The organism is Candidatus Methylopumilus rimovensis (assembly GCF_006364615.1).
GTDB lineage: Bacteria > Pseudomonadota > Gammaproteobacteria > Burkholderiales > Methylophilaceae > Methylopumilus > Methylopumilus rimovensis.
In genome coordinates this window covers 1,090,002-1,112,881 of record NZ_CP040986.1, presented here as the reverse complement: position 1 = coordinate 1,112,881, position 22,880 = coordinate 1,090,002, and the positions used below count along the sequence as shown (strand labels likewise).

At 36.8% G+C, this 22,880-nt stretch carries 35 protein-coding genes; 27 read left to right on the top strand and 8 right to left on the bottom strand.

Going from position 1 to position 22,880, the window contains the following annotated elements:
* Positions 1–12 precede the first annotated feature (12 nt).
* From rpsC to rplQ, 22 genes are all read left to right on the top strand, one after another.
* On the top strand, positions 13–810 hold the full coding sequence (rpsC, locus tag FIT61_RS05775) for a 30S ribosomal protein S3 (protein WP_139873833.1): 798 nt from the start codon (positions 13–15) through the stop codon (positions 808–810).
* Positions 794–1,210, top strand: a complete 417-nt coding sequence (rplP, locus tag FIT61_RS05770) for a 50S ribosomal protein L16 (protein ID WP_046486979.1) — start codon at positions 794–796, stop codon at positions 1,208–1,210. The genes rpsC and rplP overlap by 17 nt, the downstream gene beginning before the upstream one ends.
* A 1-nt stretch (position 1,211) precedes the next feature.
* The gene (gene rpmC, locus FIT61_RS05765; protein ID WP_139873832.1) at positions 1,212–1,406 is read left to right on the top strand and encodes a 50S ribosomal protein L29; all 195 of its coding nucleotides are present in this window, start codon (positions 1,212–1,214) and stop codon (positions 1,404–1,406) included.
* 2 nt (positions 1,407–1,408) lie between these two features.
* The gene (gene rpsQ, locus FIT61_RS05760) at positions 1,409–1,675 is read left to right on the top strand and encodes a 30S ribosomal protein S17 (RefSeq protein WP_139873831.1); all 267 of its coding nucleotides are present in this window, start codon (positions 1,409–1,411) and stop codon (positions 1,673–1,675) included.
* A 162-nt stretch (positions 1,676–1,837) separates the two neighbouring features.
* Positions 1,838–2,206 (top strand): 50S ribosomal protein L14, encoded by a 369-nt coding sequence (gene rplN, locus FIT61_RS05755; RefSeq protein ID WP_139873830.1) that lies wholly within the window; start codon positions 1,838–1,840, stop codon positions 2,204–2,206.
* A gap of 10 nt (positions 2,207–2,216) precedes the next feature.
* Entirely contained in the window at positions 2,217–2,534 is a 318-nt protein-coding gene (rplX, locus tag FIT61_RS05750) for a 50S ribosomal protein L24 (RefSeq protein ID WP_139873829.1), read from the top strand.
* Positions 2,535–2,542: 8 nt separating this feature from the next.
* Positions 2,543–3,082, top strand: a complete 540-nt coding sequence (gene rplE / locus FIT61_RS05745; protein WP_139873828.1) for a 50S ribosomal protein L5 — start codon at positions 2,543–2,545, stop codon at positions 3,080–3,082.
* A gap of 9 nt (positions 3,083–3,091) precedes the next feature.
* A complete protein-coding gene (gene rpsN / locus FIT61_RS05740; RefSeq protein ID WP_139873827.1) occupies positions 3,092–3,397 on the top strand; it encodes a 30S ribosomal protein S14 in 306 nt (101 codons plus the stop codon).
* A gap of 15 nt (positions 3,398–3,412) precedes the next feature.
* Complete coding sequence (gene rpsH / locus FIT61_RS05735) at positions 3,413–3,808, top strand: 30S ribosomal protein S8 (protein WP_139873826.1); 396 nt, start codon at positions 3,413–3,415, stop codon at positions 3,806–3,808.
* A gap of 11 nt (positions 3,809–3,819) precedes the next feature.
* Positions 3,820–4,353 (top strand): 50S ribosomal protein L6, encoded by a 534-nt coding sequence (gene rplF / locus FIT61_RS05730; protein ID WP_139883756.1) that lies wholly within the window; start codon positions 3,820–3,822, stop codon positions 4,351–4,353.
* Positions 4,354–4,363: 10 nt separating this feature from the next.
* The gene (gene rplR / locus FIT61_RS05725; protein WP_139873824.1) at positions 4,364–4,717 is read left to right on the top strand and encodes a 50S ribosomal protein L18; all 354 of its coding nucleotides are present in this window, start codon (positions 4,364–4,366) and stop codon (positions 4,715–4,717) included.
* 25 nt (positions 4,718–4,742) lie between these two features.
* A complete protein-coding gene (rpsE, locus tag FIT61_RS05720; RefSeq protein ID WP_139866900.1) occupies positions 4,743–5,255 on the top strand; it encodes a 30S ribosomal protein S5 in 513 nt (170 codons plus the stop codon).
* Positions 5,256–5,259: 4 nt separating this feature from the next.
* Positions 5,260–5,463, top strand: a complete 204-nt coding sequence (rpmD, locus tag FIT61_RS05715; protein ID WP_139873823.1) for a 50S ribosomal protein L30 — start codon at positions 5,260–5,262, stop codon at positions 5,461–5,463.
* A 9-nt stretch (positions 5,464–5,472) separates the two neighbouring features.
* Positions 5,473–5,910: a 50S ribosomal protein L15 gene (gene rplO / locus FIT61_RS05710; RefSeq protein WP_139873822.1), complete on the top strand. Its 438-nt coding sequence runs from the start codon at positions 5,473–5,475 to the stop codon at positions 5,908–5,910.
* Between the two features lie 10 nt (positions 5,911–5,920).
* Positions 5,921–7,243: a preprotein translocase subunit SecY gene (gene secY / locus FIT61_RS05705; RefSeq protein ID WP_139873821.1), complete on the top strand. Its 1,323-nt coding sequence runs from the start codon at positions 5,921–5,923 to the stop codon at positions 7,241–7,243.
* A 10-nt stretch (positions 7,244–7,253) separates the two neighbouring features.
* Positions 7,254–7,472 (top strand): translation initiation factor IF-1, encoded by a 219-nt coding sequence (gene infA, locus FIT61_RS05700; RefSeq protein WP_139866908.1) that lies wholly within the window; start codon positions 7,254–7,256, stop codon positions 7,470–7,472.
* A gap of 32 nt (positions 7,473–7,504) precedes the next feature.
* Positions 7,505–7,618 (top strand): 50S ribosomal protein L36, encoded by a 114-nt coding sequence (rpmJ, locus tag FIT61_RS05695; RefSeq protein ID WP_082092808.1) that lies wholly within the window; start codon positions 7,505–7,507, stop codon positions 7,616–7,618.
* 86 nt (positions 7,619–7,704) lie between these two features.
* Entirely contained in the window at positions 7,705–8,067 is a 363-nt protein-coding gene (gene rpsM / locus FIT61_RS05690; protein WP_139873820.1) for a 30S ribosomal protein S13, read from the top strand.
* Between the two features lie 20 nt (positions 8,068–8,087).
* Entirely contained in the window at positions 8,088–8,480 is a 393-nt protein-coding gene (gene rpsK, locus FIT61_RS05685; RefSeq protein ID WP_139873819.1) for a 30S ribosomal protein S11, read from the top strand.
* 42 nt (positions 8,481–8,522) lie between these two features.
* Complete coding sequence (gene rpsD / locus FIT61_RS05680; protein WP_139873818.1) at positions 8,523–9,152, top strand: 30S ribosomal protein S4; 630 nt, start codon at positions 8,523–8,525, stop codon at positions 9,150–9,152.
* 30 nt (positions 9,153–9,182) lie between these two features.
* Entirely contained in the window at positions 9,183–10,169 is a 987-nt protein-coding gene (locus tag FIT61_RS05675) for a DNA-directed RNA polymerase subunit alpha (RefSeq protein ID WP_139873817.1), read from the top strand.
* Positions 10,170–10,201: 32 nt separating this feature from the next.
* A complete protein-coding gene (gene rplQ / locus FIT61_RS05670) occupies positions 10,202–10,609 on the top strand; it encodes a 50S ribosomal protein L17 (RefSeq protein WP_139873816.1) in 408 nt (135 codons plus the stop codon).
* A gap of 72 nt (positions 10,610–10,681) precedes the next feature.
* Here rplQ and rpmG read toward each other — a convergent pair whose 3' ends face one another.
* The 4 genes from rpmG to coaBC all read right to left on the bottom strand — a co-directional run bounded on the left by rpmG (position 10,682) and on the right by coaBC (position 12,803).
* Positions 10,682–10,837, bottom strand: coding sequence for a 50S ribosomal protein L33 (gene rpmG / locus FIT61_RS05665; protein ID WP_139866914.1), 156 nt, complete (start codon positions 10,835–10,837; stop codon positions 10,682–10,684).
* 9 nt (positions 10,838–10,846) lie between these two features.
* On the bottom strand, positions 10,847–11,083 hold the full coding sequence (gene rpmB, locus FIT61_RS05660; RefSeq protein ID WP_139873815.1) for a 50S ribosomal protein L28: 237 nt from the start codon (positions 11,081–11,083) through the stop codon (positions 10,847–10,849).
* Positions 11,084–11,167: 84 nt separating this feature from the next.
* Positions 11,168–11,620 carry a dUTP diphosphatase gene (gene dut, locus FIT61_RS05655; RefSeq protein WP_139883754.1) on the bottom strand — a complete coding sequence of 151 codons (453 nt, stop codon included), beginning with the start codon at positions 11,618–11,620 and terminating at the stop codon, positions 11,168–11,170.
* A gap of 1 nt (position 11,621) precedes the next feature.
* Positions 11,622–12,803, bottom strand: a complete 1,182-nt coding sequence (gene coaBC, locus FIT61_RS05650) for a bifunctional phosphopantothenoylcysteine decarboxylase/phosphopantothenate--cysteine ligase CoaBC (protein WP_223259456.1) — start codon at positions 12,801–12,803, stop codon at positions 11,622–11,624.
* Positions 12,804–12,942: 139 nt separating this feature from the next.
* Here coaBC and FIT61_RS05645 point away from each other — a divergent pair, with 139 nt between their 5' ends.
* Both FIT61_RS05645 and FIT61_RS06850 read left to right on the top strand, forming a co-directional pair.
* A complete protein-coding gene (locus FIT61_RS05645; protein WP_420886426.1) occupies positions 12,943–14,943 on the top strand; it encodes a carbon starvation CstA family protein in 2,001 nt (666 codons plus the stop codon).
* A gap of 6 nt (positions 14,944–14,949) precedes the next feature.
* Positions 14,950–15,129, top strand: a complete 180-nt coding sequence (locus FIT61_RS06850; protein ID WP_139873812.1) for a CstA-like transporter-associated (seleno)protein — start codon at positions 14,950–14,952, stop codon at positions 15,127–15,129.
* Here FIT61_RS06850 and lgt read toward each other — a convergent pair.
* Entirely contained in the window at positions 15,126–15,893 is a 768-nt protein-coding gene (lgt, locus tag FIT61_RS05635) for a prolipoprotein diacylglyceryl transferase (RefSeq protein ID WP_139873811.1), read from the bottom strand. The two genes, FIT61_RS06850 and lgt, sit on opposite strands and share 4 nt — an antisense overlap.
* 63 nt (positions 15,894–15,956) lie before the next feature.
* Here lgt and ilvD point away from each other — a divergent pair, with 63 nt between their 5' ends.
* The 3 genes from ilvD (at position 15,957) to FIT61_RS05620 (ending at position 19,178) form a co-directional block, all read left to right on the top strand.
* Positions 15,957–17,861 carry a dihydroxy-acid dehydratase gene (ilvD, locus tag FIT61_RS05630; protein ID WP_139873810.1) on the top strand — a complete coding sequence of 635 codons (1,905 nt, stop codon included), beginning with the start codon at positions 15,957–15,959 and terminating at the stop codon, positions 17,859–17,861.
* Positions 17,862–17,869: 8 nt separating this feature from the next.
* The gene (locus FIT61_RS05625) at positions 17,870–18,769 is read left to right on the top strand and encodes a D-hexose-6-phosphate mutarotase (RefSeq protein ID WP_139883750.1); all 900 of its coding nucleotides are present in this window, start codon (positions 17,870–17,872) and stop codon (positions 18,767–18,769) included.
* Between the two features lie 88 nt (positions 18,770–18,857).
* Positions 18,858–19,178 carry a c-type cytochrome gene (locus FIT61_RS05620; RefSeq protein WP_139873808.1) on the top strand — a complete coding sequence of 107 codons (321 nt, stop codon included), beginning with the start codon at positions 18,858–18,860 and terminating at the stop codon, positions 19,176–19,178.
* Positions 19,179–19,206: 28 nt separating this feature from the next.
* On the opposite strand, the gene FIT61_RS05615 is transcribed toward FIT61_RS05620, so the two are convergent.
* The 3 genes from FIT61_RS05615 to purD all read right to left on the bottom strand — a co-directional run bounded on the left by FIT61_RS05615 (position 19,207) and on the right by purD (position 22,880).
* The gene (locus FIT61_RS05615) at positions 19,207–20,622 is read right to left on the bottom strand and encodes an amino acid permease (RefSeq protein ID WP_139873807.1); all 1,416 of its coding nucleotides are present in this window, start codon (positions 20,620–20,622) and stop codon (positions 19,207–19,209) included.
* The gene (gene hemF / locus FIT61_RS05610) at positions 20,615–21,523 is read right to left on the bottom strand and encodes an oxygen-dependent coproporphyrinogen oxidase (RefSeq protein WP_139873806.1); all 909 of its coding nucleotides are present in this window, start codon (positions 21,521–21,523) and stop codon (positions 20,615–20,617) included. Before hemF ends, FIT61_RS05615 begins: the two co-directional genes overlap by 8 nt.
* Before the next feature lie 85 nt (positions 21,524–21,608).
* Positions 21,609–22,880: a phosphoribosylamine--glycine ligase gene (purD, locus tag FIT61_RS05605; protein ID WP_139873805.1), complete on the bottom strand. Its 1,272-nt coding sequence runs from the start codon at positions 22,878–22,880 to the stop codon at positions 21,609–21,611.

Here is a 22,880-nt window from a genome sequence, read left to right as displayed (position 1 = left end):
AGAGAAAAAAATATGGGTCAAAAAATTCATCCAATTGGTTTCCGCTTAAGTGTTCAAAAAAATTGGACATCACGTTGGTATGCTAACAGTAAAAATTTTCCTGCGATGTTAAACAATGACATCAAGGTTAGAGAATTTTTAAATAAGAAGTTAGCGAATGCTGCGGTAAGTAAAATTCTTATTGAGCGTCCTGCGAAAAATGCAAAGATTACAATTTATTCAGCAAGACCTGGCATTGTAATTGGAAAAAAAGGTGAAGATATTGAAACATTAAGATCAAGTTTACAAGCGCTTATGGGTGTTCCAGTTCATTTGAACATTGAAGAGGTGCGTAAACCAGAAATCGACGCTACGCTTATTGCACAAAGTATCGCGCAACAATTAGAAAAACGTGTGATGTTTAGACGTGCAATGAAAAGAGCAATGCAGAATGCAATGAGACTTGGTGCTCAAGGTATTAAGATTATGAGTTCTGGCCGTTTAAATGGTATCGAAATTGCAAGAACAGAATGGTATAGAGAAGGCAGAGTACCTCTTCATACACTTAGAGCTGACATAGATTACGGTGTTGCCGAAGCAAAAACAACTTACGGAATTATTGGCATTAAAGTATGGGTCTTTAAAGGCGAGTTATTTGAAGACAATACAAAAGACACTTCACAGTCATTAGATGCTGCAAATCCAGCGATTGAAAAAACAGCTGAAGAAAAAAAACCAAGAAAACCAAGAGTTAAAAAAGAAGAAACAACGGCACAAGAGCCAGAAAAAAAAGTGAGAAAGTCGAGGGCTAAAGATGTTACAACCGGCTAGACAAAAATTTCGTAAGATGCAAAAAGGCCGAAATAAAGGCATTGCAACGACAGGAAATAAAGTAAGTTTTGGTGATTTCGGTTTGAAGGCTATTGGACGTGGTCGTCTAACAGCACGTCAAATTGAAGCTGCACGTCGAGTGATGACACGTCACATTAAACGTGGCGGCCGTGTATGGATTCGTATTTTCCCAGATCAACCAATTTCAAAAAAACCTGCTGAAGTTCGTATGGGTAATGGTAAAGGTAGTACAGAGTACTACGTAGCTCAAATCCAGCCTGGAAAAATGTTATATGAAATGGACGGAGTAACTGAGGCATTAGCTAGAGAAGCATTTAAATTAGCAGCAGCTAAGCTTCCAATCGAAACAACCTTTATTACTCGTCATATCGGAGGCTAATATGAAAACAGCTGATTTAAGAAAAAAGACAACCGAAGAATTGGGTACCGAGTTATTGGAGCTAAGAAGAGCCCAGTTCTCATTGAAAATGCAATTGGCAACTCAACAATTAAACAAGGTTGATCAGATTGCTAAAATTAAACGTGATATCGCAAGAGTTAAAACAGTTCTTGGCGAGAAAGTTAAACAGGCTTAAATATGACTGATACAAAAAAAGTTGTTAGAACCTTTACGGGCAGAGTTGTAAGCGACAAGATGGATAAGACAGTAACTGTATTAGTTGAAAGAAAAGTAAAGCATCCTTTGATTGGCAAAGTGATTGTTAAGTCGAATAAATTTCATGCTCATGATGAAAAAAATGAAAGCAAGGAAGGTGATTTGGTTGTTATTACAGAAAATCGTCCTATTTCAAAAACTAAAACATGGGTCGTTAGTAAAATAGTTACAAAGGCAGTTCAGGTTTAGTTTTAAGAAGTTGAGATTAAGAAGTAAATAGCATATAATGCGAGACTTTTTTGGGGTTCATAAACTATAAGTTTATAAGCTAACCCCCCAATACTGACCGTAGTATATCGGCTAATTTAAAAGCTGGCTTTAGTAATAACGGATTAAGTTGGAGATAAATTCATGATTCAAATGCAGTCAAGATTAGAAGTTGCTGACAATACTGGCGCACGTTCAGTAATGTGCATTAAGGTATTGGGCGGCTCAAAACGACGTTATGCAAGTATTGGCGACATTATCAAAGTAAGTATTAAAGACGCAGCTCCTAGAGGAAGAGTAAAAAAAGGAGAGGTTTATAGTGCAGTTGTTGTGAGAACAGCAAAAGGCGTTAGAAGGCCTGATGGATCTTTAATTAAATTTGATGCAAATGCAGCCGTTCTTTTAAACAGTAAGTTTGAACCTATTGGAACACGTATATTTGGACCTGTGACTCGTGAATTGAGAACAGAACGGTTCATGAAGATTGTTTCATTAGCGCCAGAAGTTTTATAGGAGTATACGGATGAATAAGATTCGTAAAGGTGACAAAGTTGTTTTAAATACAGGTAAAGACAAAGGTAAGCAAGGCGTTGTTTTAAGCGTGCTTAAAACAGGCCATGTTGTGGTTGAAGGTTTAAATATGGTGAAAAAACATACCAGACCTAATCCAGCAAAAAATATTCAAGGTGGAATCGTAAGTAAAGAAATGCCACTTAATATTTCTAACGTTGCTCTCCTTAATAACTTGACTCAAAAAGCTGACAAAGTCGGAATTAAAAAATTGGACGATGGTAAGAAAATCCGTGTTTTCAAATCAAACAACGAAGCAGTTGACGCATAGGAAAAGAAATGGCTCGATTAAAAGAATTTTATAAAACAGAGGTCATTAAAAAAATGACTGAACAATTTGGTTATACATCACCAATGCAAGTGCCCAGAATTGAAAAAATTACTTTGAATATGGGTGTAGGTGAAGCAGTAGCCGACAAGAAAATCATGGAGCACGCTGTAGGCGACATGGAAAAAATTGCTGGTCAAAAAGCTATTGTTACAAAAGCTAAAAAATCAGTGGCAGCATTTAAGATTCGTGATGATTATCCAGTAGGTTGCAAGGTGACTCTTCGAAGAGATCGCATGTATGAATTCTTAGACCGACTCGTCACAATCGCTATTCCTCGAATTAGAGACTTTAGAGGTATTTCTGCCAGATCATTTGATGGTCGCGGAAATTACAACATGGGTGTTAAAGAGCAGATTATTTTTCCTGAAATTGAATACGACAAAATCGATGCATTAAGAGGGATGAATATCACAATTACAACGACAGCAAAAACTGACGAAGAAGCAAAAGCATTGTTATCTGCGTTCAGTTTTCCATTTAGAAACTAGGTTTAGACTATGGCTAAAATGTGCATGACAGAACGCGAATTAAAACGACGCAATATGGTTGAGAAATTTAAAGCCAAGCGCGCTGCTTTAAATGAAATTATTTCTGATATCAACGCATCTTCAGAACAAAAACAAGAAGCGAGACAGAAATTACAAAGTTTACCCCGCAATTCAAGTCCAGTTAGATTAAGAAATCGTTGTTCTCTAACAGGTCGTCCAAGAGGCGTCTACAGCAAGTTCGGGATTGGTCGAAGTAAATTAAGAGATTTAATGATGCGAGGCGAAGTGCCTGGCGTGATTAAAGCAAGTTGGTAATAGGAGAAAAATAATATGAGTATGAGCGATCCAGTTGCCGATATGCTAACCAGAATTAGGAATGGTCAAGGCACTAATAAAGTATCTATCACCATGCCTGCATCTAAACTAAAAAAAGCTATCGCAAATGTTTTAAAAGATGAAGGCTATATTGAGAATTATGCTGAACACGAAGTTGAAGGCAAGCCAGTATTAAATATTGAATTGAAATATTATGCCGGCAGACCTGTTATTGAAAAAATTGAAAGAGTAAGTAAACCAGGTTTACGTGTTTACAAGGCAAGTGAGAGTATTCCAGAAGTAATGAATGGTCTTGGTGTTGCAATCGTGTCGACATCTAAGGGAGTTATGACAGATAGAAAAGCAAAAGCTGCGGGTATTGGCGGCGAAGTGCTTTGCTATGTGGCTTAAGGAGATAATGTATGTCACGTATAGCTAACGCACCCGTAACGATCCCTCCTAAAGTAGAGGTTTCAATTAGCGATTTGAATATTTCAATTAGCGGACCGATGGGAAAATTAAATCAGTTCATCACACCTAATGTTAAATTAAATAACGATGGCCAAGCAATTACATTTGTAGCAGCTGACGAGTCTCAGCAAGCAAATGCAATGGCTGGAACTATGCGAGCTCTCGTTGCAAACATGATGAAAGGTGTTTCCGAAGGATTCGTAAGAAAATTAACTTTAATTGGTGTTGGATATAAAGCTCAAGCGCAAGGTGCAAACCTTAATCTTGATTTAGGTTTTTCACATCCAGTGAATTACAAAATGCCTGAAGGCATTAAAGTTGAAACACCAAGTCAAACTGAAATTATTTTAAAAGGTTCTGATAAGCAATTAATAGGTCAGGTTGCTGCTCAAATTAGAGCATATCGACCACCAGAGCCATACAAAGGTAAAGGCGTTCGCTATTCAGATGAGAACGTTATTATCAAAGAAACTAAGAAAAAATAAAGGTTAAGATATGTATAATACGAACCCCCGTTTACGTCGCGCCAAAAAGACAAGAGCAAAAATTGCTGAGCTTCAAGTGACAAGATTAAGTGTTCATAGAACGAACACAAACATCTATGCACAAATCATAAGTGCTGGCGAGAATAAAGTTTTAGCAAGCGCTTCATCTCTTGAATCTGACGTTAAAAAAACTTTAAAGAATGGCGGCAATATTGAGGCAGCAGCTCAAATTGGCAAACGCATTGCTGAGAAAGCAAAAAAAATCGGTATTACAAATGTGGCATTTGATAGATCAGGTTATCGCTATCACGGCAGAGTTAAAGCTTTAGCAGATGCTGCTAGAGAAAACGGCTTGTCTTTCTAACCCAACAATTTATATAGGTCAAAACATGGCAAAAGATTTAGAAAATCAACAAACGCAAACAGACGGTTTAAGAGAAAAAATGATTGCTGTAAACCGCGTTACTAAAGTAGTTAAAGGCGGTCGAATCATGAGCTTTGCTGCGTTAACTGTTGTAGGTGATGGAGACGGTTCAGTTGGTATGGGTAAAGGTAAAGCAAGAGAAGTGCCTGTAGCTGTTCAAAAAGCAATGGATGAAGCTAGAAGAGGCATGCTTAAAGTAAAACTAAACAATGGTACTTTACAACATGCAGTGATGGGTGAGCATGGCGCTGCAAAAGTATTCATTCAACCGGCTTCAGAAGGCACTGGCATTATTGCTGGTGGAGCAATGAGAGCGATTTTCGAAGTGATGGGTATTACAAACGTTTTGGCAAAATGTATAGGCTCAACTAATCCATACAACGTTGTAAGAGCAACATTAAATGGACTTGAGTCAATGAATACACCTGCTGAAATTGCTGCCAAACGTGGTAAATCAGTAGAAGAAATTAGAGGCTAATCAAATGGCAAAGACAAAAAAAGAAATCACAGCTGGTTTAAAAGTTACATTAATTAAAAGTTTAATTGGTAGAACTGAACCTCACCGCGCAACGGTCAAAGGGTTAGGCCTTAGAAGATTACATCATTCTGTTGAATTGCAAGACACTCCTGCGATTCGAGGCATGATCAATGCAGTGAATTATTTACTTAAAGTCGAAAAGATATAAAGAGAAATTATGAAACTAAATACATTAAAACCAGCAGTTGGTTCTAAAAAAGTAGCAAGACGCGTTGGCCGAGGTATTGGTTCTGGTCTTGGAAAAACAGCTGGACGTGGCCACAAAGGTCAAAAATCTAGAGCTGGTGGATTCCATAAGGTTGGTTTTGAAGGTGGTCAAATGCCTATTCAGAGACGCCTTCCAAAACGCGGATTTAAATCACTCACGCAAAAACTAACTGCACGCGTTAGAACAAATGAACTCAATTTAGTTGAGTCAGATAATATCGATTTATTAGTTTTAAAGTCGGCTAAATTAATTTCTGATAATGCAAAAACAGCAAAAGTTTATTTGTCTGGTGAAGTAAAAAGAAAATTAACAATCCAAGGTTTATTGCTAACTAAGGGCGCTCGTGCAGCAATTGAAGCGGCAGGCGGAAAAGTAGTAGAAGTTTGAGAATTTAATTTTGGCTCAAGATAATCTATTAGGTGCTTTTAGTAAGACAAGCGAATTAAAAGGTCGCATATTGTTTGTTTTGGGTGCCATTGTTGTCTACAGGCTTGGTGCTCATATTCCAGTGCCTGGAATTGATCCACTTGTGCTTAAAAAATTATTTGACTCACAAAGTGGCGGCATCTTGGGAATGTTTAACATGTTCTCTGGAGGCGCATTAAAAAGATTTACGTTATTTGCATTAGGGATCATGCCTTATATTTCAGCATCGATCATCATGCAGTTATTAAGTGTAGTATCGCCTCAGCTTGAGCAATTAAAAAAAGAGGGCGAAGCAGGTAGAAGGCTGATAACAAAATATACGAGATACGGCACGGTTATTTTGGCCGCATTTCAGGCGCTTGGTATCTCAATTGCGCTAGAGTCTCAACCAGGATTAGTACTTGATCCTGGGTTAGCTTTTAGACTCACAACAGTTGTAACTTTAGTAAGTGGAACAATGTTCCTTATGTGGTTGGGTGAGCAAATTACTGAAAGAGGTATTGGTAATGGAATCTCAATCATTATTTTTTCAGGCATTGTGGCTGGATTGCCAAGTGCTTTGGGAAGCACGCTTGAGTTAGCTAGAACGGGAGCATTTTCAATTCCCTTAGTTTTCTTTTTGTTTGCTGCAACTATTTTAGTAACAGCGTTGGTTGTTTTTGTTGAAAGAGGCCAGAGAAAAATTACTGTTAACTATGCAAAAAGACAAGTTGGCAATAAGTTATATGGAGGTCAAACCTCTCATTTGCCTTTGAAATTGAATATGGCGGGTGTAATACCGCCTATCTTTGCATCAAGTATTATTTTGTTTCCAGCGACTTTGGCTGGATGGTTTGGGTCTAGTGAAAAAATGTTGTGGCTTAAGGACATTGGAGCTGCGATTTCACCAGGACAACCTATTTATATTTTTCTATTCGCGGTAGCGATAGTGTTTTTCTGCTTCTTTTATACAGCTTTGGTTTTTAATCCAAAGGAAACGGCAGATAACTTGAAAAAAGGTGGTGCGTTTGTTCCTGGGATTAGACCGGGAGAACAAACCGCAAAGTATATCGACCAAATAATGGGTAGATTAACTTTAGTAGGCGCTGTGTACATAACGCTCGTGTGTTTATTGCCAGAGTTTTTAATACTTAAGTTTAATGTTCCTTTTTATTTTGGAGGTACATCGTTATTAATTATTGTGGTTGTAACGATGGATTTTATGACCCAGGTTCAATCTCATCTGATGTCATATCAGTATGAGGGATTGCTTAAAAAAGCTAACTTTAAAGGGGGCGCAAATGCGCTTAGATAACCTTTAATCAATGGCCAAAGAAGACACAATTGAGATGCAAGGGGAGATTATAGAAAATCTTCCAAATGCAACTTTTAGAGTTAAGTTAGAAAATGACCATGTTGTATTAGGTTATATTTCAGGAAAAATGCGTATGAATTATATTCGTATTCTTCCGGGAGATAAGGTGACTGTTGAAATGACGCCTTATGATTTAACCAGAGCAAGAATTACGTTCAGGGTTAAATAAGTAATATTAATTAAAATTTAAGAGGTATAAAAATGAGAGTTCGTGCATCCGTAAAAACATTATGCCGAAACTGTAAAGTTGTCAGACGAAGAGGTGTTGTGAGAGTAATTTGCTCAGATCCTCGACATAAGCAACGACAAGGATAAGGGTAGGTTGTGAATTGTTAAAAGTTCAACAACCTGTTAAAATATAAGGCTTTTTATTTAATTTGCCATTTTTTTTGGAGTAAGTTATGGCTCGTATTGCTGGGGTAAATGTACCCGATCATCAACATGCAGAAATTGCTTTAACAGCAATTTATGGCATTGGAAGAAATACCGCAAAGAAAATCTGTGTTGCGGCGGGAATCATTGCGACTGCTAAATTAAAAGATTTGAACGATGCTGATGTAGAAAAGCTTCGTGATCAAGTAGCGAAAATTAAAGTTGAAGGTGACTTGCGAAGAGAAGTCACAATGAACATAAAACGATTAATGGATCTTGGTTGTTATCGAGGTGTAAGACACAGAAGAGGTCTTCCAGTGAGAGGTCAAAGAACTAAAACGAATGCAAGAACAAGAAAAGGCCCTGTTAAAGCAATTAAACAGGCTAAATAAAAAAGGTTTAAGGATTATTTATGGCAACAAAAGCTAATGTTCGTGTAAAAAAGAAAGTTAAGAAAAACGTAGCGGAAGGTATTGCTCACGTTCACGCATCTTTCAATAACACAATCATCACAATTACAGACAGACAAGGTAACGCATTATCTTGGGCAACATCTGGCGGCGCTGGATTTAAAGGCTCAAGAAAAAGTACGCCTTTTGCAGCACAGGTAGCAGCTGAAGCAGCAGGTAAAGCAGCTCAAGAGTGTGGTGTAAAAAATCTTGAAGTAAAAATTAAAGGACCAGGTCCTGGAAGAGAATCTGCAGTGCGAGCTCTTAATGCTGCAGGATTTAAAATCACAAGCATTCAAGATGTGACGCCAGTGCCACATAATGGTTGCCGTCCACCTAAGAAAAGAAGAATTTAATAAGTTGAGCATTGAATTGCTCATTGAAACAGGAGAGTTATTTTGGCAAGAAATCTAGATCCTAAATGTCGTCAATGTAGAAGAGAAGGCGAAAAACTTTTTCTTAAAGGCGAAAAATGTTTTACTGACAAATGCGCTATTGAAAAGCGTAATTTTCCTCCTGGCCAACACGGACAAAGAAGAGCAAGTCGTTTATCAGATTACGGCGTTCAATTAAGAGAAAAACAAAAGCTCAGAAGAATTTATGGAATCCTAGAGGCGCAGTTCAGAAGTTACTATGCTGAAGCGGAGAGAAAAAAAGGTATTACCGGCGAAAATCTTTTACAGCTTTTAGAGTGCAGATTAGATAACGTTGCTTATCGGATGGGCATTGGTGCTTCGCGCACAGAGGCTAGACAAATCGTAAGACATAACAGTCTTTTGGTAAATGGCCAAAGAGTGAATATCCCTTCTTATCAAGTGAAGCCAGGGGACGTGCTCTCAGTTGCAGAAGCATCTAAGCAACAATTAAGAATTAAAGGTTCGATTGAAGCTGCAGAACAAAGAGGCTTTCCAGAATGGATTGAGGTTGACGTAAAAGGCCTTAAAGGTACATTCAAAAATAAACCACTACGTGATGATTTGCCTGCAACAATCAATGAATCACTTGTTGTTGAGCTCTACTCAAAATAATTAAATAAGAATTATTGATAAGGATACATAATGCAAAATAGTCCTACAGAATATTTAAAACCAAGAATTGTAAATGTTGAAGTTATAAACCCAGTAAGAGCTCGCGTTACTCTAGAGCCTATGGAAAGGGGTTTTGGCTTTACTTTAGGTAATGCATTAAGACGTGTTTTATTGTCCTCAATTCCCGGCTATGCAATTACTGAAGTGAAAATTGATGGCGTAGTTCATGAATATTCAACTTTAGACGGTGTGCAAGAAGACGTAGTTGATATTCTCTTGAATTTAAAAGGTGTTGCATTAAAGCTTCATAATAAATCTGAGACAATCCTTACACTAAACAAAACTACCGAAGGCCCTGTAACGGCTGCTGATTTTGAAACAAATCATGATGCTGAAATTATTAATCCAAATCATTTAATTGCGCATCTTACAAAAGGCGGAAAATTAAATCTAGAAGTTAAGGTTGAAATGGGTAGAGGTTATCAACCTGTTCCAGCAAGAAGAAAATCAAATCAAGAAGATAAAACCTTAGGTTTTATCATGGTAGATGCTTCTTTCAGCCCAATCAATAAAGTAAGTTATTTTGTTGAAAGCGCTCGCGTAGAACAAAGAACAGACTTAGACAAATTAATCATGGACGTTGAAACTAATGGTGTTATTGATGCTGAACAAGCGATTAGAGACGCTGCTAGAATTTTAATGGGACAACTTTCTGTATTTGCAAACTTAGAAAGTGCTTTAACTGAAGTTGAAGTAAAGCAAGCGCCTCAAGTTGATCCCGTCTTATTAAGACCCGTTGACGATCTAGAGCTCACTGTAAGATCTGCAAACTGTTTAAAAGCAGAAAATATTTATTACATTGGTGATCTAATTCAACGAAGTGAAAATGAGCTTTTAAAAGCTCCAAATCTTGGAAGAAAATCACTTAATGAGATTAAGGATGTTCTTGCTTCTAAAGGTTTAACTTTGGGTATGAAGCTAGAAAATTGGCCTCCAGCAGGTTTAGAAAAAGCGTAATTATTAAATAAGAAAAATTTGAGGGTAAGAGTATGCGTCACGCAAATGGTCATAGAAAACTAAACAGAACGAGCAGTCATCGACAAGCAATGTTGAGAAATATGGCTACCTCCTTGTTAAAAAATGAGATTATTAAAACTACATTACCTAAAGCTAAAGAGCTTAGGAAGGTGGCTGAACCTCTTATTACATTAGCAAAAAATGCAACTTTATCTAATAGACGTTTAGCTTTTAGTCGCTTAAGAGATAGAGATATTGTGACTAAATTATTTGCTGAATTAGGCCCGCGATATAACACAAGAAAAGGTGGCTATTTAAGAATATTAAAGTGTGGCTTTCGAGACGGAGATAATGCGCCTATGGCCTTTGTTGAGCTTGTAGATAGACCTATTGTAGAAGTTGCAGCGCCAGCTCCTAAAGAAGAAACTGTAGCAGAATAATAAATTATTCTCGTATGAATAAAAAAGCCAGCTAATGCTGGCTTTTTTATTTTATAGATTTAAATCTATAAATTATTTAATTTTAGCTTCTTTATAAACGACATGTTTTCTGACAACGGGATCAAATTTTTTGATTTCCATTTTGTCAGGCATCGTTCTTTTGTTTTTTGTTGTTGTGTAGAAATGCCCAGTACCCGCACTTGATTCTAATTTGATTTTTTCACGCATATATATTCCTTAAATTTTCTGGCCAGCTGCACGCATTTTTTTAACAATAGCATCAATGCCTAGCTTGTCGATTGTTCTTAGCGCAGCATTAGTAATTCTCATTGAAATCCAACGATTCTCTGTTTCAACCCAGAATTTACGGTTTTGTAAATTAGGTAAAAAGCGTCTTTTGGTCTTGTTATTGGCGTGAGATACGTTGTTTCCTGACATTGGTTTTTTGCCGGTTAATTGACATACGCGAGCCATAATTTAAATCCTTTATTTGTTACAATAATTTCGAAAAAGAGTGCTATTAAACCACATAACCCACTGTCTTTTCAAGTGAATTCGTTAGTTTTTACCTGTACTTCCAAAGCCGCCTTCACCTCGTTCAGTCCGAGGGAATTCGTCTACCAGGCTAAATTTGGCCTGGATAACGGGAACAATGACAAGCTGGGCTATACGCTCCATAGGGTTGAGCAGGAAAGCGTTTTCGCTTCGATTCCAGCAAGAAACGAGCAATTGACCTTGATAATCCGAATCAATTAGGCCTACTAAATTACCTAAAACAATCCCGTGTTTATGGCCTAAACCCGATCTGGGAAGAATAAGGGCTGCATAAGTAGGGTCTTTAATAAAGATAGAAATGCCAGTGGGTATAAGAAATGTTTCGCCAGGATTGATAGTTTGTACGTGTTCAGTACATGCTCGAAGATCGAGACCTGCTGAACCTGGTGAAGCATAATTAGGTAACATTTCCTCGATACGTTTATCCAAAATTTTAAAATCAATAGTTAGACTCATATTATTTATCCGAATGTATGCGATGAGCTATTTCTTTCAAAATAGCTTTTGCTGCAACTATTTTATTTGATTTTGCTATCTCAACAACATTGTTTTGATCGATTATTGAAATCTTAGTGTCTTCAAGGCCCATGGATTCATGAATTAAGTTTGCCACAATTAAATCTAAATTTTTTTCTTTCAATTTTTTTTGTGCATTCTCAATCAGATTTTCGCTTTCTGCTGCAAAGCCTACTTTAAATATTTTATTTTTAGATAATCCTATTTCTTTGAGAATATCGATTGTAGGAGTGAGTTGAAGTGTAATATCTGAATTATCTTTTTTTAATTTACCTTTAAATATTTCTTTTGGCTTGTAATCAGAAACAGCCGCTACACTAATGAAAATATCTTGATTGTTTATATGTTTTAGCACGGCTTGGTGCATAGAATGCGCATTGCTTGCATGAATGACATTTATATTTTCTGAAAAAACTTGTTGCGTTGATGAAATTAAAGTGACCGATGCGCCCATAGACTCAGCAGTATTAGCGATAGCAGCACCCATATTACCTGAGCTAAGATTTGTAATACCTCTTACATCATCTATCATTTCAATTGTGCCACCAGAAGTTATTAACAACCTTTTATTTTTAAGTAATTTCGGCGTGAGATGATTTTGAATTGATCTAAATAATTCTTCAGCATCCATCATTCTTCCGAATCCTACATCACCACAAGCTTGGTCGCCTGAGTCTGGACCAAAAAATAAGACACCATCATTTTTTAATTGATAAACATTGCGCTGAGTGGCTGTATTTGTCCACATATGGACATTCATGGCTGGTGCTAAAGCAATTGGACAAGACCTTGCTAAACATAAAGAAGATAAAAGATCATCAGCAAAACCATGGGTTAATTTGGCAAGGAAATTAGCACTGGCTGGAGCAATTACAATAAGGTCATAATTTCTTGATAGCTCTATATGCGACATCCCATTGCTAGCGTTACTTTTCCATAAACTTGTTAATACTTCTTTGCCCGATAATGCCTGGAAAGTAAGTGGTGTTATGAAATGGCTAGCAGACTCAGTCATGACAACTTGAACGTCAAAATCGTTTTTAATAAGAAGGCGAGTTAATTCAGCAGCTTTGTATGCAGCTATGCCTCCAGTAACGCCAAGAATAATTTTATGAGATGCCAAGATTAAGATTTATGTACTTACAATGAAATTAGTTTTTTTAATTTTTATTAATTGCATATAATTAAAAGAATAAATGGGAAACAAGTATATCAAAGATATATAGCAATAAATTAATTTAAACGCCAAGTTTGGATACATCATGATTAAAAAATATTTAAAAAATATAGTTTGGTTTCTAATAGCTATATTGGGAGCTATTGCTTTTTCTACGATTGCACTGAGTCGAAATGAAAGTATCAATGCTGTTTGGTTTATTACAGCAGCTATATGTGTATTCATGATTGCTTATAGATTTTATGCAAGTTGGATTGCGGCAACAGTTTTAGTTATTGACGAACACAAAAAAACGCCAGCCTTAAGACTAAGAAATGATAAAGATTTTATTCCTACAAATAAATGGATTGTATTTGGTCACCATTTCGCTGCTATAGCTGGACCGGGACCTCTAGTAGGCCCTACATTAGCCGCACAGTTTGGTTATCTTCCAGGAATGTTATGGATACTCATAGGTGCTGTATTGGGGGGCGCTGTTCAAGATATGACTACACTATTTTTTTCAATGAGACGTAATGGAAAAAGTCTTGGGCAAATGGCAAGAGATGAGATTGGTGTGATTGGCGGAACTGCTTCATTGATTGGTACTTTTTTAATCATGGTTATTTTGATTGCCGTTTTAGGATTGGTAGTTGTAAATGCTATGAAACATAGCCCTTGGGCAACATCAACAGTTGCTGCAACTATACCCATAGCAATTTTTATTGGCATTTACTTAAGATCCATCAGATCAGGAAGAGTGCTTGAAGCATCTTTAATTGGATTTGGATTATTGCTTCTAGCTGTTTTTGCTGGAGGTTTAATTGATCATTCGCAAACCTTAAGAGCTTATTTTGATCATGACAGCTTGACATTGGCGTGGGCCGTTATTTTTTATGGCTTTGCAGCAGCAGTTCTTCCGGTTTGGCTTCTATTAGCCCCGAGAGATTATCTATCGACTTTTGTAAAATTGGGCACAGTGATTGTTTTAGCTGTTGCAATTATGACATTGCAACCGGAGATTAAAATGCCTGCATTAACTCAATTTACTGACGGCACTGGCCCTATTTTTGGGGGAAGTGTATTCCCTTTTGTTTTTATTACCATAGCGTGTGGCGCTATTTCCGGATTTCATTCTTTAATAGCATCAGGTACAACCCCTAAATTATTAGATAATGAAAAATATATTCCTATGATTGGCTATGGAGCGATGCTTCTAGAATCTTTCGTAGCCATTATGGCCTTGATAGCTGCAACAGTATTAGAACCAGGTATATTTTTTGCAATTAATAGCCCTGTGGGTGTGGTTGGAGCAGAAGCTGCGGGTGCCATTCAAAAAATCAATTCATGGGGATTTAAAGTGACAGTTGAAGAAATGGAATTACTTGCAAAAAATATGGGTGAAACATCGCTTTTTGCAAGAACAGGTGGCGCCCCTTCATTGGCAGTAGGCATGGCAAATATATTTGGCAAAGCTTTTGGTACAAATTTATTAGCGATGTGGTATCACTTTGCTATTATGTTTGAAGCAATATTTATTCTAACCACGCTAGATGCAGGAACTCGTGTGGGAAGATTTATGTTACAAGATATGATTGGTAATATTTATCCGAGGTTTGGTCGAACATCATGGATGCCATCTATTATTTTAAGTAGCGCAATTGTTGTAAGTTGCTGGGGATATTTTTTATATATTGGTGTGATAGATCCCAATGGTGGTGTAAATATTTTATGGCCCCTGTTTGGTATTGCAAATCAAATGCTTGCAGCTATTGCATTGTCTGTAGGTACTGGCATTCTTATCAAATCAAATAAATTAAAATATGCTTGGGTAACAGGTTTGCCTCTAATTTGGCTGATTATTGTGACGACGACAGCTGCTTATCAAAAAATATTTAGTCAAGATATTAGGGTTGGATTTATCGCAGCAGCAAGAGATCTGACAGATAAAATAAATATAGGACTCATTGAGGATAGTAAAATATCCATTACTCACCAATTAATTTTTAATCAAAAATTAGATGCCTTTATTACTTTATTTTTACTTATTATTTTATGGACAGTTGTTGTTGATATGTTAAGAATTTCTTTTTTCAAAAAGAATTAATAATCTATGTTAAAAGTAATTAAATCAGTATATGAATTCATACGAAGACTATCAGGGGACGATCTCTACGATCTATATTTGAAGAGTCATAAAAAATGTTCAAAAAAACATAAATTGATGAGTAAAAAAAATTTTTATCAGGCTACAATTGAGAAAAAATGGAGTGGTTTAAAACGCTGTTGTTAGTTTTTCTTAAAAAGATAAATGCCAGCCAAGAGCATTGGAATAGATAGCCATTGACCCATTGAAAGATTTAAAAAGAGCAAGCCTAAGAATGAATCAGGCTCTCTTGTAAATTCAATTAAAAATCTAAACGTTCCGTATAGTATTAAGAATAAAGCAGCTATTTGGCCTGTCTTCCTTTTTTGATTGGAATATAACCAAAGCAATACAAACATAACGAAACCTTCAAAAAAGCTTTCGTAAAGCTGAGATGGGTGTCTTGGGATGTCGTCTACATTTGGAAAAATCATACCTAAGAAAAATTGTGTTGGCCTGCCCCATAGCTCCGCATTAATAAAATTTCCAATACGACCAAAAGCAAGCCCTAGAGGAACCAACGGGGCAATGAAATCTAAAACTGAAAGTAAAGTTATTTTATATTTTTTAGCTGTGAGAATCATAGCAATAACTACACCTAAAAATCCTCCATGAAATGACATGCCGCCTTTCCATAACGCAATGATCTCAATCGGTTCTCGAAGATAATATTGCAGTTGATAGAATAAGATGTAACCTAATCGACCCCCGGCAATGACACCTATAGCCCCATAAAAGAAAGCGTCATCTAGCATCTTTTCATTCCAGAATAGCCACGGACGTGTTTTGATTTGAACTTTACCTAATTGAAGAAACCCTAAAAAAGCGAAAAGATACATGATTCCGTACCAATGAATTTGAAACGGCCCAAGACTAAGAGCTACAGGGTTTATTTGGGGGTGAATAAACATAAATTTGTTGTCATTATAAGTTAAAATAATTGTTTAAATTGATTGTAATTGTAAGAGGTCATTATGCCCGTATATCGCTCTAAAACGACAACTCACGGTAGAAATCAAGCTGGTGCTCGCGCACTTTGGCGAGCTACGGGAATGAAGGATGAAGATTTTACAAAGCCAATTATTGCTGTTTGCAATTCATTCACTCAATTCGTTCCGGGGCATGTTCACTTAAAAGATATAGGACAGCTTGTAGCAAGAGAAATTGAAAAGCATGGTGGCGTCGCGAAAGAATTTAATACCATTGCAGTGGATGATGGTATAGCTATGGGTCATGACGGCATGCTATACAGCTTACCAAGCCGAGACCTTATTGCAGATAGCGTCGAATATATGGTAAATGCTCACTGTGCAGATGCCATTGTTTGTATATCAAATTGCGACAAGATAACACCTGGCATGCTCATGGCGGCTCTCAGAATTAATATTCCTGTAGTCTTTGTTTCAGGCGGCCCTATGGAAGCTGGAAAGGTTAATTGGAATAATCAAGTAAAGAAATTAGATTTAGTGGACGCAATTGTTGCCGGTGCTGATCCAAAAGTATCCGATAAAAATTCTGATGAAATTGAACGATCAGCCTGTCCAACATGTGGCTCTTGCTCTGGTATGTTTACAGCAAACTCAATGAATTGTTTAACGGAAGCCTTGGGATTAAGTCTACCTGGGAATGGGAGTACTTTAGCGACGCATGCGGCACGAAAAAAATTATTCCAAGAAGCTGGAAGACTTATTGTTGATCTGGCGAAACAATATTACGAAAATGATAATGAGAGTGTGCTACCTAGAAATATTGCAAATTTTAAAGCTTTTGAAAATGCCATGAGCCTAGATGTTTCTATGGGAGGCTCTACAAATACTGTTCTCCATTTACTAGCAGCAGCTCATGAAGCTAAAGTAAATTTTACAATGAAAGATATAGATCGCATTTCAAGAAAAGTACCTTGTTTAGCAAAAGTAGCGCCTGCTACGGATAAGTTTCACATGGAAGATGTTCATAGAGCGGGCGGTGTGATGGGGATATTAGGAGAGCTTGATCGTGCATCATTAATACATAGGGACGTTTCCACAGTTCACTCTAAAACTCTAGGGGAAGCAATAGATCAGTGGGATATTATGAGAACCAAAAATGAGGAAGTAAAAAATTTTTATCGTTCTGCGCCGGGAGGCATACCCACGACAATTGCATTTAGTCAAAGCATGCTCTATCCAACTTTAGATGATGACAGAATTTCTGGCTGCATTCGAAATAAAGAGCACGCATACAGCCAAGATGGAGGTTTAGCAGTCTTGTTTGGAAATATTGCACGAAATGGCTGTATTGTAAAAACAGCCGGCGTTGATATGAGTATGTTTGAAGCAGAAGAGTTGCGTTATACGACTAGTATTCCAACTTCTGTATTGCGTATTTTTTCTGGGCCTGCGCGAGTATTTGAAAGCCAAGATGCTGCTGTAGAGGCAATTTTAGCTGATCAAATTAAACCAGGTGATGTTGTTGTGATTCGCTACGAAGGACCACGTGGCGGTCCTGGCATGCAAGAAATGTTGTATCCGACTTCTTACCTCAAATCGAAAGGTCTCGGTAAGGTTTGTGCGCTTTTAACTGACGGAAGATTTTCTGGGGGGACGTCAGGGTTAAGTATTGGGCATGTATCTCCTGAGGCTGCTGAGCAAGGAGAGATTGGTCTGATTGAAGAAAATGATCGGATTGAAATTGATATTCCAAATAGAACAATTAATTTAATAATCGATGATACTTTGCTTGCTCAAAGAAAAATTAAAATGAATGCTAAAGGTAAAAATGCATGGAAACCTAAACCAAGAATACGAAAAGTATCTCAAGCATTAAAAGCTTATGCATTAATGACGACAAGTGCAGATAAAGGGGCTATTCGAGATATTTCAAAGTTAGAGGAACTATAATTTTTAAGATGATAAGTGAAAAAAATATATCTTCTGCCCAAAGCTATAAGATTAGCCAAAATGAAATTGGACTAAAATTTATTACAATTAATAATGAGTTAGCTTCTGCAAAAATTGCTCTGCAGGGGGCTCATGTCATGCAGTGGAAGCCTCACAATATTAAAAACGAAGTGTTGTGGCTTTCAAGTAATGCGAGATACATGCATGGAAGGTCTATTCGGGGCGGTGTGCCCATTTGCTGGCCTTGGTTTGGCGCACATCCTACCGATGGAAGTTTTTGTCCGCACGGATTTGCAAGAGTCATACCATGGCGCATTAATGAAATTATTGATATAGAAAATGGAGCTACTAAAGTTACTTTGGTAATGCTGCCAACCCCTGAGGTTAATAGACAACTTTCATATCAATTTAATTTAGAGCTTTCTATCATAATCGGCAACTCAATTCATTTAGACCTTAAAACAACCAATCTATCCGAACAACCTTTTTTAATTGGCGAGGGCTACCATACTTATTTTGGAATAAGCGACATAGAAAATATTAAGGTGACGGGATTGGAAAATAAAATCTATTCAGATAAAGTCAGAGGGTATAAAAAATTTACTCAAGAAGATCAAATTAAATTTGATGCTGAATTTGATAGGGTTTATTTAAATACAAGAGATACATGTGTAATTCATGATGAAGGGTTTAATCGAAAAATTACTATACAAAAACAAAATAGTGAATCAACAGTTATCTGGACACCTTGGGATAAAAAAGTTAAAACTATGGTTGATATGGGCACTGAACATGAATGGAAAAAAATGATTTGTGTGGAAAGTGTTAATGCCCTTGAGAATAGTGTAATGGTTTATCCGATTCAATCCCATAGCCTAATAGCTGAGTATTTAGTTCAGGAATATTAATGGGTTAATTTTATTTAAATTACTTTTAATTTAAATAAGTTTAGGAGTATCATAACAAGCGCAAAATCAATTTAAGGGTGGAAATAATATGAAATCAGTAATTTTAAGTATTGCAATGGTTGGTGCGTTCGTCGCAAATCAAGCTCAAGCCGCAGATGCTAAAGCTGCTGAAGCACTTGCTCAAAAAAGCGGATGTTTAGCATGTCATGGCGTTGAAAAAAAAGTGGTTGGACCATCTTACAAGGATGTTGCAACTAAGTATAAAGGGGACAAAGGTGCTGAAGCGAAATTAGTAGCTAAAGTAAAAGCGGGTGGTAGCGGCGTTTGGGGCCCAGTTCCAATGCCACCTCACCCACAAGTTAAAGACGAAGACATTAAAACAATCGTTCAATGGGTTCTTTCTCTTTAATCAAGTAATAACGTAATAAAAAACCGGCTTAGGCCGGTTTTTTATTTAGATGACTATGTTTAATTGAGTAAACAAAGTAGAAAACAATACCAATCAATATCCAAATTAAAAATCTTCTCCAAGTTTCAAGCGGTAAGAAAAACATTAAGGCGCCGCATGAAAAAATTCCCAGAACAGGGATAAGTGGATGCCATTTATTCTTAAAAGTCGCCTTATTATTTTTATGAAGTTTTCTTATAAAAATCACTCCTAATGAAACAATCACAAAAGCAGCTAACGTTCCAATATTAACAATTTCAGCTAAAGTGCCAAGTGGTATAAAACCCGCAATTAAAGAAATGATAAGGCCACAAAAAACAATAACTCTCACAGGTGTGTTAGTGGTTTTATTGACTTCACTTAAAGTATGAGGCAATAACCCATCCCTACTCATTGCAAAAATAATTCTTGTTAAGGCGTAATAAAGCACAAGCATTACAGTTGTAAGTCCTGTAATAACACCGGTAGCTACAACTGCAGAGGCCCCTTGAAAACCTATTTTTTGGAGCGCATAAGCTACAGGGGAAGACACATTAAGTTCTTGGTATGGAACAACCCCAGTAAGTAATAAGGATACGATGATGTATATCACTGTGCAAAAAGCAAGTGAACCAATAATGCCTCTAGGCAGATCTCTTTGCGGATTGATAGCCTCTTCAGCAGCAGTTGAGACTGCATCGAAACCAACATAGGCAAAAAATACTAATGAAGCACCTGCGAGAACGCCAACAGTTTTCCCATCAGGTAATGTAGAAAACCATCCATAAGGCATAAATGGATGCCAATTGGATGGATTCACATTAAAAATAGCGACCGAAATAAATAGTGTGATGGTTAAAAGTTTAATAAAAACCATTGCTGCATTAAATTTGGCACTTTGCTTTGCTCCTGTAATTAGCAAAGACATGATAATTAAAATAATGACCATTGCTGGAAGATTAACCATACCTCCTAATGAAGGTGCTTTTGATAATGATTCTGGAAGGCCGATACCCATAGCGGTAAGTGCATTATTAAAATATCCAGACCATCCATTTGCAACTGCAGCAATAGACATTCCGTACTCCATCAAAAGAATCCAACCAATAACCCATGCAAAAAATTCACCAAATGCAACATAACTATAACCATATGCACTTCCACAACCGCCAATCGATGATGATAATTCTGCGTAAGCTAATGCCGCAAAAGCACATGCAAAACCTGAAACTATGAAAGACAAAATAACCGCCGGACCAGCTTGATTTGCAGCTGCAATACCGGTTAAGACAAATATACCTGTACCAATAATACAGCCAATGCCAAGCAGTGTTAAATCTAGTGCACTTAAACATTTTTTTAGATGAGCCGGATGTTTATGGTTTATATGTTTTTTTCTCAAAATTTTTGCAAATAGATTATTCATGACCCAACCAATCTTTATTTGTTAAAAAATATGTGTATAACTTTTCTTCTTTACTGCCTGATTCTGGTTTCCAATCATATTTCCATTGAACCATCGGTGGCATAGACATTAAAATTGATTCAGTTCGGCCATTAGATTGCAAACCAAATAAAGTGCCACGATCAAATATTAAATTAAATTCTACATAACGACCACGTCGATAAAGTTGAAAGTCTCTTTCTTTTTCTGTGTAATAAGTGTTTTTTCTTCTCTGAAGAATAGGTAGGTATGCATTTAAAAAAATATCACCTACAGATTTATTTAAATTAAAAGATTTATCAAAACCTAATTGATTAAAATCATCGTAAAAAATACCTCCAATACCTCTAGGCTCGTTACGGTGTTTTAAGTAAAAGTATTCATCACAATTTTTTTTAAATTCCGAGTAAAGCTTTTTATCGTAAAGATCAAGCATAGTTTTAAGTGTTTGGTGAAAATGAATGGCATCTTCGTCAAAGCCATAATAAGGAGTTAAATCCATACCACCACCAAACCACCAAATATCTTCAAGACCTTCTTTTTTTGCAATAAAAAATCTTACATTCATATGCACTGTAGGGGCATATGGATTTTTAGGGTGTAAGACAAGTGAAAGACCCATAGCCTCCCACTTTCTATCTGCTGCTTCTGGATGAGCAACACTTGCTGAGCGTGGCAGCTTATCACCTAAAACATGAGAAAATCCAACACCTGCCCTCTCGAATACATTGCCATTTTCTAAAATGCAAGAAGTGCCGCCTCCACCTTCTTTTCGTTGCCATGAATCATTAATAAAGTTTTTCCCATCAACAAGCTGAAGCGTTTCAACAATATTTATTTGAAGGTTGTTAAAGTACTCATAAACTATATTTGAATTAATCATTTTATTTTCCTTGATATAGGATTTATTGGGCTAGTCTATAACTACAACATTTTTTAAATACTGGCTTAAGCTTTGATTAGCCAATTTAGTTATTATTTAGCGCTCTGAAACCTATATCTTTTCGATATTGGGCGCCATTGAATTTGACAGTATTGATAGTCTCATAAGCTTTTGATTGAGCTTCTTTGACAGAATCACCAAGTGCTGTGACAGCCAAAACTCTACCTCCCGAAGTGAGAAGTTTATTATCTCTAAAGATTGTGCCTGCATGGAAAATATAAGAATCAGAAATGACACGATCTTCAATATGAATTTCGTCATTTAATTTTGGAGCTTCAGGGTAGCCTTCTGAAGCTAAAACGACAGCTAGCGCTGTTCTTTTATCCCATTCAATTTCTGTTGAGTCAAGATGTCCAGTTGATGATTTGTAAAGCATTTCAAAAAAATCACTTTTAAGTCTCATAAGAATGGGTTGAGTTTCAGGATCCCCCATTCGACAATTGTATTCCAATGTTTTTACTTCACCTTTTTTGGTAATCATTAATCCTGCGTAGAGAAATCCAGTAAAAGGAATGCCATCATTAGCCATGCCATGGATGGTTGGATAGATAATTTCTTTCATAACTTTAGAATAAATTTCATCAGTAACTATAGGTGCAGGTGAATATGCTCCCATGCCGCCGGTGTTAGGCCCCATGTCATGATCTAAAAGCCTTTTATGATCTTGGCTCGTGGCAAGTGGCAAAATTGTTTTACCATCACAGATCACCATAAAGCTAGCTTCTTCACCTTCAAGAAATTCTTCAATAACTACCTTGGCTCCAGCATCACCAAATCTATTGTCTACAAGCATAAAGTCGATTGCATCATGAGCTTCTTTTAACGTCATAGCAACGATGACACCTTTTCCTGAAGCTAATCCATCCGCTTTAATTACAATAGGCGCGCCTTCCTCATCAATATAGCGATGAGCTTCATCAGGTATTTTAAATGTTTTATATTTTGCAGTAGGAATTTTGTGTCTATACATGAAATCTTTAGCAAAATCTTTAGAGCTTTCAAGTTGAGCAGCTTTTTGAGTGGGCCCAAAAATATTTAAATGCTTAGATCGAAATAAATCAACAATACCTTTAGAAAGAGGGAGTTCTGGGCCAATGACAGTCAGGTCAATTTTTTCTTCAATTGCGAAATCTGCAAGAAGATTAATATCAACCAGATCAATATTTTTGAATTTTGGATTGAGGTGAGTTCCACCATTACCTGGCGCAACAAAAACAGAATTTACTTTGTTACTTTGAGAAAGTTTCCATGCCATTGCATGCTCTCTGCCGCCACTTCCAATGACTAGAACTTTCAT

Coding starts and splice junctions, on each gene's coding strand:
- rpmB (WP_139873815.1), bottom strand. CDS start 11,083: ATGGCTCGCGTATGTCAATTAACCGGCAAAAAACCAATGTCAGGAAAC.
- ilvD (WP_139873810.1), top strand. CDS start 15,957: ATGCCCGTATATCGCTCTAAAACGACAACTCACGGTAGAAATCAAGCT.
- rpsN (WP_139873827.1), top strand. CDS start 3,092: ATGGCTAAAATGTGCATGACAGAACGCGAATTAAAACGACGCAATATG.
- FIT61_RS05620 (WP_139873808.1), top strand. CDS start 18,858: ATGAAATCAGTAATTTTAAGTATTGCAATGGTTGGTGCGTTCGTCGCA.
- rpmJ (WP_082092808.1), top strand. CDS start 7,505: ATGAGAGTTCGTGCATCCGTAAAAACATTATGCCGAAACTGTAAAGTT.
- rplX (WP_139873829.1), top strand. CDS start 2,217: ATGAATAAGATTCGTAAAGGTGACAAAGTTGTTTTAAATACAGGTAAA.
- FIT61_RS05645 (WP_420886426.1), top strand. CDS start 12,943: ATGATTAAAAAATATTTAAAAAATATAGTTTGGTTTCTAATAGCTATA.
- rplR (WP_139873824.1), top strand. CDS start 4,364: ATGTATAATACGAACCCCCGTTTACGTCGCGCCAAAAAGACAAGAGCA.
- rpmG (WP_139866914.1), bottom strand. CDS start 10,837: ATGCGTGAAAAAATCAAATTAGAATCAAGTGCGGGTACTGGGCATTTC.
- rplN (WP_139873830.1), top strand. CDS start 1,838: ATGATTCAAATGCAGTCAAGATTAGAAGTTGCTGACAATACTGGCGCA.
- rplE (WP_139873828.1), top strand. CDS start 2,543: ATGGCTCGATTAAAAGAATTTTATAAAACAGAGGTCATTAAAAAAATG.
- dut (WP_139883754.1), bottom strand. CDS start 11,620: ATGAGTCTAACTATTGATTTTAAAATTTTGGATAAACGTATCGAGGAA.
- rplP (WP_046486979.1), top strand. CDS start 794: ATGTTACAACCGGCTAGACAAAAATTTCGTAAGATGCAAAAAGGCCGA.
- rpsE (WP_139866900.1), top strand. CDS start 4,743: ATGGCAAAAGATTTAGAAAATCAACAAACGCAAACAGACGGTTTAAGA.
- lgt (WP_139873811.1), bottom strand. CDS start 15,893: ATGTTTATTCACCCCCAAATAAACCCTGTAGCTCTTAGTCTTGGGCCG.
- FIT61_RS05625 (WP_139883750.1), top strand. CDS start 17,870: ATGATAAGTGAAAAAAATATATCTTCTGCCCAAAGCTATAAGATTAGC.
- rpmD (WP_139873823.1), top strand. CDS start 5,260: ATGGCAAAGACAAAAAAAGAAATCACAGCTGGTTTAAAAGTTACATTA.
- hemF (WP_139873806.1), bottom strand. CDS start 21,523: ATGATTAATTCAAATATAGTTTATGAGTACTTTAACAACCTTCAAATA.
- rpsQ (WP_139873831.1), top strand. CDS start 1,409: ATGACTGATACAAAAAAAGTTGTTAGAACCTTTACGGGCAGAGTTGTA.
- FIT61_RS05615 (WP_139873807.1), bottom strand. CDS start 20,622: ATGAATAATCTATTTGCAAAAATTTTGAGAAAAAAACATATAAACCAT.
- infA (WP_139866908.1), top strand. CDS start 7,254: ATGGCCAAAGAAGACACAATTGAGATGCAAGGGGAGATTATAGAAAAT.
- FIT61_RS05675 (WP_139873817.1), top strand. CDS start 9,183: ATGCAAAATAGTCCTACAGAATATTTAAAACCAAGAATTGTAAATGTT.
- rplQ (WP_139873816.1), top strand. CDS start 10,202: ATGCGTCACGCAAATGGTCATAGAAAACTAAACAGAACGAGCAGTCAT.
- rplF (WP_139883756.1), top strand. CDS start 3,820: ATGTCACGTATAGCTAACGCACCCGTAACGATCCCTCCTAAAGTAGAG.
- rplO (WP_139873822.1), top strand. CDS start 5,473: ATGAAACTAAATACATTAAAACCAGCAGTTGGTTCTAAAAAAGTAGCA.
- rpsC (WP_139873833.1), top strand. CDS start 13: ATGGGTCAAAAAATTCATCCAATTGGTTTCCGCTTAAGTGTTCAAAAA.
- rpsM (WP_139873820.1), top strand. CDS start 7,705: ATGGCTCGTATTGCTGGGGTAAATGTACCCGATCATCAACATGCAGAA.
- rpsK (WP_139873819.1), top strand. CDS start 8,088: ATGGCAACAAAAGCTAATGTTCGTGTAAAAAAGAAAGTTAAGAAAAAC.
- rpsH (WP_139873826.1), top strand. CDS start 3,413: ATGAGTATGAGCGATCCAGTTGCCGATATGCTAACCAGAATTAGGAAT.
- purD (WP_139873805.1), bottom strand. CDS start 22,880: ATGAAAGTTCTAGTCATTGGAAGTGGCGGCAGAGAGCATGCAATGGCA.
- rpmC (WP_139873832.1), top strand. CDS start 1,212: ATGAAAACAGCTGATTTAAGAAAAAAGACAACCGAAGAATTGGGTACC.
- FIT61_RS06850 (WP_139873812.1), top strand. CDS start 14,950: ATGTTAAAAGTAATTAAATCAGTATATGAATTCATACGAAGACTATCA.